7 protein-coding genes and 2 tRNA genes are annotated in these 6,618 nt (G+C 54.4%); 5 read left to right on the top strand and 4 right to left on the bottom strand.

Annotation, left to right across the window (positions count from 1 at the left end):
• Positions 1–22: 22 nt before the first annotated feature.
• Positions 23–664, bottom strand: coding sequence for a riboflavin synthase (locus tag AK59_RS0122600; protein ID WP_013096933.1), 642 nt, complete (start codon positions 662–664; stop codon positions 23–25).
• 226 nt (positions 665–890) lie between these two features.
• On the opposite strand from AK59_RS0122600, the gene mdtK reads away from it, so the two are divergent.
• The 4 genes from mdtK to AK59_RS0122580 all read left to right on the top strand — a co-directional run bounded on the left by mdtK (position 891) and on the right by AK59_RS0122580 (position 4,291).
• Positions 891–2,264, top strand: a complete 1,374-nt coding sequence (mdtK, locus tag AK59_RS0122595; protein WP_013096934.1) for an MdtK family multidrug efflux MATE transporter — start codon at positions 891–893, stop codon at positions 2,262–2,264.
• A 153-nt stretch (positions 2,265–2,417) separates the two neighbouring features.
• A tRNA-Val gene (locus AK59_RS0122590) sits at positions 2,418–2,494 on the top strand.
• Between the two features lie 4 nt (positions 2,495–2,498).
• Positions 2,499–2,575 (top strand) — tRNA-Val (locus AK59_RS0122585).
• Between the two features lie 120 nt (positions 2,576–2,695).
• On the top strand, positions 2,696–4,291 hold the full coding sequence (locus AK59_RS0122580) for an FAD-NAD(P)-binding protein (protein ID WP_029883879.1): 1,596 nt from the start codon (positions 2,696–2,698) through the stop codon (positions 4,289–4,291).
• A 25-nt stretch (positions 4,292–4,316) separates the two neighbouring features.
• On the opposite strand, the gene AK59_RS0122575 is transcribed toward AK59_RS0122580, so the two are convergent.
• Together AK59_RS0122575 and AK59_RS0122570 are read right to left on the bottom strand one after the other, a co-directional pair.
• Positions 4,317–4,952, bottom strand: a complete 636-nt coding sequence (locus AK59_RS0122575) for a carbonic anhydrase (RefSeq protein ID WP_013096936.1) — start codon at positions 4,950–4,952, stop codon at positions 4,317–4,319.
• A gap of 72 nt (positions 4,953–5,024) precedes the next feature.
• A complete protein-coding gene (locus AK59_RS0122570) occupies positions 5,025–5,807 on the bottom strand; it encodes an MBL fold metallo-hydrolase (protein WP_029883878.1) in 783 nt (260 codons plus the stop codon).
• A gap of 125 nt (positions 5,808–5,932) precedes the next feature.
• On the opposite strand from AK59_RS0122570, the gene AK59_RS1000000125075 reads away from it, so the two are divergent.
• The gene (locus AK59_RS1000000125075; protein ID WP_013096938.1) at positions 5,933–6,073 is read left to right on the top strand and encodes a hypothetical protein; all 141 of its coding nucleotides are present in this window, start codon (positions 5,933–5,935) and stop codon (positions 6,071–6,073) included.
• Between the two features lie 37 nt (positions 6,074–6,110).
• On the opposite strand, the gene AK59_RS0122560 is transcribed toward AK59_RS1000000125075, so the two are convergent.
• Positions 6,111–6,590 (bottom strand): GlcG/HbpS family heme-binding protein, encoded by a 480-nt coding sequence (locus tag AK59_RS0122560; RefSeq protein ID WP_029883877.1) that lies wholly within the window; start codon positions 6,588–6,590, stop codon positions 6,111–6,113.
• Between the last annotated feature and the right edge of the window lie 28 nt (positions 6,591–6,618).

Below are 6,618 nucleotides of genomic sequence, written 5' to 3'. Positions count from 1 at the left end.
CCGGATATCCGGGGTTATTTTTTTATTCTTCTTCGGTGGCCTTTATTATGGCCGCCTCTTTCGCCGCCAGCACACGCTCGACGGTATCTACGACCGCCTGGGTTTGCGGATCGATTTCGATATTCACACGCTGCCCCAGTTTTTTCGCCCCCAGCGTCGTACGCTGTAGCGTTTCCGGAATTAAATGCACGCAAAAACGCGTCGGCGTCACTTCTCCGACCGTCAGGCTAATCCCATCAATACCAATAAATCCTTTATACAGGATGTATTTCATTAATGACGGATCCTGCACTTTAAACCAGATTTGACGGTTATTTTCAGAGGTGACAATTTTCGCCACTTCGGCGGTGGTCATGATATGGCCCGACATCAGATGGCCGCCAATTTCATCGCTGAACTTCGCCGCACGCTCTACGTTTACGGTATCGCCCACCACCAGTTCGCCCAGGTTGGTGATACGCAGCGTTTCTTTCATTAAATCAAAGCTAATCTGGTTGCCGTTAATTTCGGTCACCGTCAGGCAGCAGCCGTTATGCGCAACCGAGGCACCGGTTTCGATGCCATCCAGCATATATTCTGGCAGCTCAACGACGTGGGTACGGAAATTAGGTTTTTCATCAATGGACACCACTTTAGCGGTGCCCTGCACAATACCAGTAAACATGCTTACAACTCCTGTATTTTCCGGACGGTGGTGACACCGTTTAATCCCACCACAATAACAGTTGGAAATACAGGTTGCCAGAGCAGCGCATTTTCTGGCGATTTTTTCACTAGATTAATAGCTAAAGCCCGCTACAATAGCTGGCACCCCCTCTGCTTTTTCTTCTTGCTGCCAGTTACGGCGGCTTTTTTAGTCTCTCATATAACTACAAAATAAAGGTGTTCACGTGCAGAAGTACATGAATGAAGCGCGGCAGTTATTGGCACTGGCTATCCCGGTGATCATCGCGCAGGTGGCCCAGACCGCAATGGGATTTGTGGATACGGTGATGGCCGGTGGCTACAGCGCCACCGATATGGCCGCCGTGGCAATCGGAACCTCTATCTGGCTTCCGGCCATTCTCTTCGGTCACGGCCTGCTGCTGGCACTCACGCCGGTTATCGCCCAGCTGAATGGTTCCGGCCGACGTGAACGTATCGCCCATCAGGTGCGCCAGGGCTTTTGGCTGGCTGGATTTGTCTCCGTACTGATTATGATCGTGCTCTGGAACGCCGGGCATATCATTCGCGCCATGCATAATATCGACCCGGCTCTGGCAGACAAAGCCGTGGGGTATCTGCGCGCCCTGCTCTGGGGTGTACCGGGTTATCTCTTCTTCCAGGTAGCGCGTAACCAGTGCGAAGGCCTGGCAAAAACCAAGCCGGGGATGGTCATGGGCTTTATCGGTTTACTGGTCAACATTCCGGTGAACTATATCTTTATTTACGGCCATTTTGGTATGCCGGAGCTTGGCGGCGTAGGCTGCGGCGTGGCAACAGCGGCGGTGTACTGGGTGATGTTCTTTAGCATACTTACCTTTGTTAAACACGCCCGCTCCCTGCGTGATATCCGTAATGAGCGTTCGTTCAGCACGCCGGACTGGCACATTATGATGCGTCTGGTACAGCTGGGGCTGCCCATTGCGCTGGCACTGTTCTTCGAAGTGACTCTGTTTGCCGTGGTCGCCCTGCTGGTCTCGCCGCTGGGCATTGTGAACGTGGCCGGACACCAGATTGCGCTGAACTTCAGCTCGCTGATGTTCGTCCTGCCGATGTCGCTGGCGGCCGCGGTCACCATCCGCGTCGGCTTTCGTCTGGGGCAAGGCTCAACCCTTGATGCACAAACGGCTGCACGCACCGGGCTGGGCGTGGGTGTCTGTATGGCGGTCTGCACCGCGCTTTTCACCGTCGCACTGCGGGAGCAAATTGCCCTGCTCTACAATGACAACCCGGAAGTAGTGATGCTGGCATCGCATCTGATGCTGCTGGCAGCGGTATACCAGATCTCTGACTCCATCCAGGTGATCGGCAGCGGCGTACTGCGTGGTTATAAAGATACCCGCTCCATCTTCTTTATTACCTTCATCGCCTACTGGGTGTTGGGTCTGCCGAGCGGTTACATTCTCGCGCTCACCGATCTGGTGGTGGATCGTATGGGGCCCGCAGGGTTCTGGATCGGCTTTATCATCGGTCTGACCTCTGCGGCTATCATGATGATGCTGCGTATGCGCTTCCTGCAGCGTCAGCCATCCACGGTAATTTTGCAACGCGCCGCACGTTAAATACACAGTAGCCGCCTGCTGGCGGCTACTTTCTCTTCACTTTGCGCGGTAATGAAGCAATCGCGTGAAATCAGAGAGAAAAATGCATTTTGCCTCTTGCCACTGCGGTGCTGTGCCGCTAATATTCGTCCCCGTTGTCACCGACAACACGTTGCGTTCATAGCTCAGTTGGTTAGAGCACCACCTTGACATGGTGGGGGTCGTTGGTTCGAGTCCAATTGAACGCACCATTCTGCGTCCGTAGCTCAGTTGGTTAGAGCACCACCTTGACATGGTGGGGGTCGGTGGTTCGAGTCCACTCGGACGCACCATTTCAATCCTGAAATGGTGCAAATCCTCTTCTTGTAGTCTGAATAATCCCAATCGCCTGATTTTTTACGCTTTCTCCTGCTACGCTTTTCATATGACAAAAAAAAGCAGGAACAGTGTCGATGAAAAAAATCGCCATTATCGGCTCCGGCCCCACAGGGATTTACACCTTTTACGCGCTCCTGAAGCATAAAACGCCACTGGCCGTTTCCATTTTCGAAAAAGCCGAGGAAGCGGGCGTGGGCATGCCCTATCGAATTGATGAAAACTCGCGTCTGATGCTGGCGAATATTGCCAGCATTGAAATCCCGCCCGTTTTTATGACCTACCTCGACTGGTTAAAAGAGCAGAGTGCAGCCCATCTCGCCCGCTATCACGTCGATAAAGCTTCCCTGCATGATCGGCAGTTTCTGCCCCGGATCCTGCTGGGGGAATATTTTCGTGACAGTTTTCTGAGGGTGGTCAAAGAGGCCCGCAGGCTGGGATTTCATGTCGATATCCATGAATCCGCCGAGGTGACGGATATCGCCACCGACAAAGACGGCGTTACGCTTTCGGTAAATAACAGCCGCTTACCTGAACGCTTCAATCTTGCCGTCATCGCCACCGGCCACGTCTGGCCTGATGAGGATGAGGCCACGCGCACCTTCTTCCCAAGCCCCTGGTCCGGGTTGATGGACGCCGATATCCCAGCCTGTCGGGTGGGGATTATGGGGACCTCATTAAGCGGACTGGACGCCGCCATGGCGGTTGTTATGCAGCATGGCGCCTTTGTTGATGACAAATTCGTTCTGGATAAAGGCAGCGAGGCGTTAAAAATAGTCCTCATGTCCCGGACAGGCATTCTGCCTGAGGCCGATTTTTACTGCCCTATTCCTTACGAGCCGCTGTCGGTATTAACTGAATTTGTCGTTGAGAATGAAATCGCCAAAGGATCTGACGGCCTGCTGGATCGTATTTTTGCCCTGATGGTGAAAGAGCTGGAACTCGCCGACCCGGCATGGTGTGAGAAAATCGGGCTGCGCGCCCTGGATGCGGACACCCTTCGCGATGCCTGGTTTGAGGACCGCAAACAGCACGGTCCGTTTAGCTGGGCAGAAGCCAATCTGAATGAGGTCGAACGCAACAAACGTGAGCGGCGAACGGTGCCCTGGCGCTACACCGTGCTTCGGTTGCACGAGATGGTTCAGGAGATCGTGCCGCATCTTAATGAGCAGGACCGGGAACGTTTCAAACAGGGACTGGCGCGGGTGTTTATCGACAACTACGCCGCCATTCCACCGCAGTCTATCCGTCGGCTGCTTGCGCTGCGCGAGGCCGGGATCATTAGCGTTGTCGCATTAGGTGATGATTACACGCTGGATGTCGGTCGCGCCCAGACGGCGATCGCGACTGAAGACAACACCTATCTCTTTGACGTGTTTATTGATGCCCGCGGGCAAAAACCGCTGAAAACAGAGGATCTGCCTTTCCCGACACTGCGCAAACAGCTGCAGGCGACAGGCGACGAGATCCCTGATATTGGCGAGGATTATACGCTTAAAGCACCAGAAACGGTGCGCGGGAGAATCGCGTTTGGCGCGATACCGTGGCTGATGCACGATCATCCCTTCGTTCAGGGACTGGCCGAGTGTGCGGAGATTGCCGGGTCGATGGCGAAAGCGGCGGAAAAACCCGCTTCTGGGTTACGCAGGAGATTGCCGTATTTCGATAGCTGACAGGGCTTCCATGCCCTGATCGTCATTATTCGAAGAACACTTCCGGGTTCTCTGACAGAGAAACGAAGGTTTTCGTCGCTTTATCCAGCGCACGAATTTCACCGCTCTCAATGTCATACACCCAGCCGTGCAGGCGAAGGGCGTTATTGCGCAGACCCACAGCAACGGATGGATGAGTCTTGATGTTGCTCAGCTGCGCAAAGACGTTCTCCTGCACCATCGCATTCACTTTGTCGATCGGCTGATCCCAGCTTTTCTTCTCCACCACCGCTTTAGCGGCATCAGAATAACGCAGCCAGTGGGAGACGGCAGGCATCGGCTCGAGGTTCGCGTTATCCGCAATCGCCTTCATCGCCCCACAGTTGGAGTGACCGCAAATCACGATATCCGTCACGCCCAGCGCCACAACGGCATATTCGATGGTTGCGGAGACACCGCCCGGCTCTGGCCCGAACGGTGGCACAATGTTGCCAGCATTTCGAATGACAAAGAGTTGTCCTGGCTCTTGCTGAGTGACCAGTTCTGGTACCAGACGGCTGTCGGAGCATGAGATGAACAGCGCTTTGGGATTCTGGCTGGACGCTAAACTGCGGAAGAGCTCTTTACGTTGCGGGAAAATCTCTTTTTGAAAGTTGAGGAAACCTTCAATGATATGTTGCATAGCAATTTCTCTTTTATCTGTTGTTGTTTAGGTATGATCGGGATCACACTCCTGAAGTTTACCCATCGTGCTTTACCTGAGACAAGCAATATATTTCTGGCCCGACCGCTGCACAATCTCGTCCGCGTTTGCCGGGATGTTTTGTCCCTCAAAGGCACCGTACAGGCGGGCAAACTTTTTGCCTTCCAGAAGACCGGTAATCCGCTCAACGGTGCGGGCTGGCAGCGGCAGCATATTCGGGTAGCTCCACATAAACGAAACGGCGTCTTTTCCGGGCGTGACCTGAAGAATATCCCCCGCCAGCAATACGCCTTCGCCCTCCTGCCAGTGCAGCACCGTACCGCCTGCAAAATGTCCCCCCAGACGCAACAAGGTGACCGACGGAAATAGTTCCAGCGCATCCCCTTCCCAGAACTGAATGGCAGGACTGCCGCGCATGACCCACTCTCTGTCGCTGGCGTGCAGGTACACCGGTGCATTAAATACCGCAGCCCAGGTCTGCATGGTGGTGTAATAGTGTGGGTGCGAGATCGCAATCGCGCTGATGCCGCCGAGCGCAGTAATGAGCGTTTTGGTTGCCGGGTCGAGGTTGGCAATACAGTCCCAGAGAATATTGCCGTGCGGGGTACGCAAAAGCAGCGCGCGCTGGTTAATCGCAAAGGCAGGCACCGTTTTGATACTCAACAGCTGTGGCTCCAGCTGCTGCCATTTGTTGCTGTGGGTGGAAGTCACGGTAGCAAAGTCAATCCACGCCTGGCCGCTGTGCGGAACATACTGGCGTTCATCCTCGCAAATCGGGCATGTTTCCGGCGTGGTGTCATACGCAGTACCGCAGGTTTTGCAGAGTGTCATCATGTGCATTCCTCAGCCATAAAGCAGAGAGTATGGCAGGGATTGTCCATATGTGCTGCGAGGTACATTGCTGGCCTTTTTTGCCCTATACTGTGCCAGTATCAAAAACTGAACAAAGCAGGTGCCACATGGAAATTGATCTCGAAAACCTGGTCTTTAACGGACTGGATGAAGCAGAAGAGCGTAATGCGGAACGTCTGGACGACGCAGATAAAAAAGCCCAGGCGATTGTTGCGGATGACGACTGCGGCGATGCCTGCAAGATCTGATGAAAAAGCACCGGTTAACCCGGTGCTTTTTTTTATGTTACTTTTTCAGCCCGTCAATGGCCGCCTGCGCGCAGGCTTCATCAAGATGACCGCCCGGCGCACCGCCGATGCCAATCGCCCCGATAACCTCATCGCCCTCTTTCACCGGCAGGCCGCCCGCCAGCAGCAGGAAGCCCGGAATATCACGCATGTTTTGCGCGCCAGCGTTGCTCTGCGCCGCTTCCATCACTTTGCCTGAGGCATTCTTTGCGCTGAGCGCCGTCCAGGCTTTCATTTCGCTGGCTTTAACCGTATGAGGACCGGCATTGTCCGTACGCTGCACGGCTTTCACCACGCCCGCACGGTCAACCACGGTGACCGTCACCTGATAATTCTTTGCCGTACACGCCTGAATGGCGGACGTAGCCAGCGCATTCGCCTGCGCCAGCGAGAGACTCTTTTGGTTTAACGTATCGGCCTGTGCCGTCAGACTTACGCTACCTGCGGCCAGTGCCGCAACCATCATTAATTTTTTCATCGCACTTCCTCGTGTGTTGGGATACGTG

The organism is Enterobacter sp. T1-1, assembly GCF_000710795.1.
Classification (GTDB): domain Bacteria; phylum Pseudomonadota; class Gammaproteobacteria; order Enterobacterales; family Enterobacteriaceae; genus Enterobacter; species Enterobacter cloacae.
The sequence above is the reverse complement of the archived record's forward strand: the minus strand, read 5'-3'. Positions and strand labels throughout refer to the sequence as shown.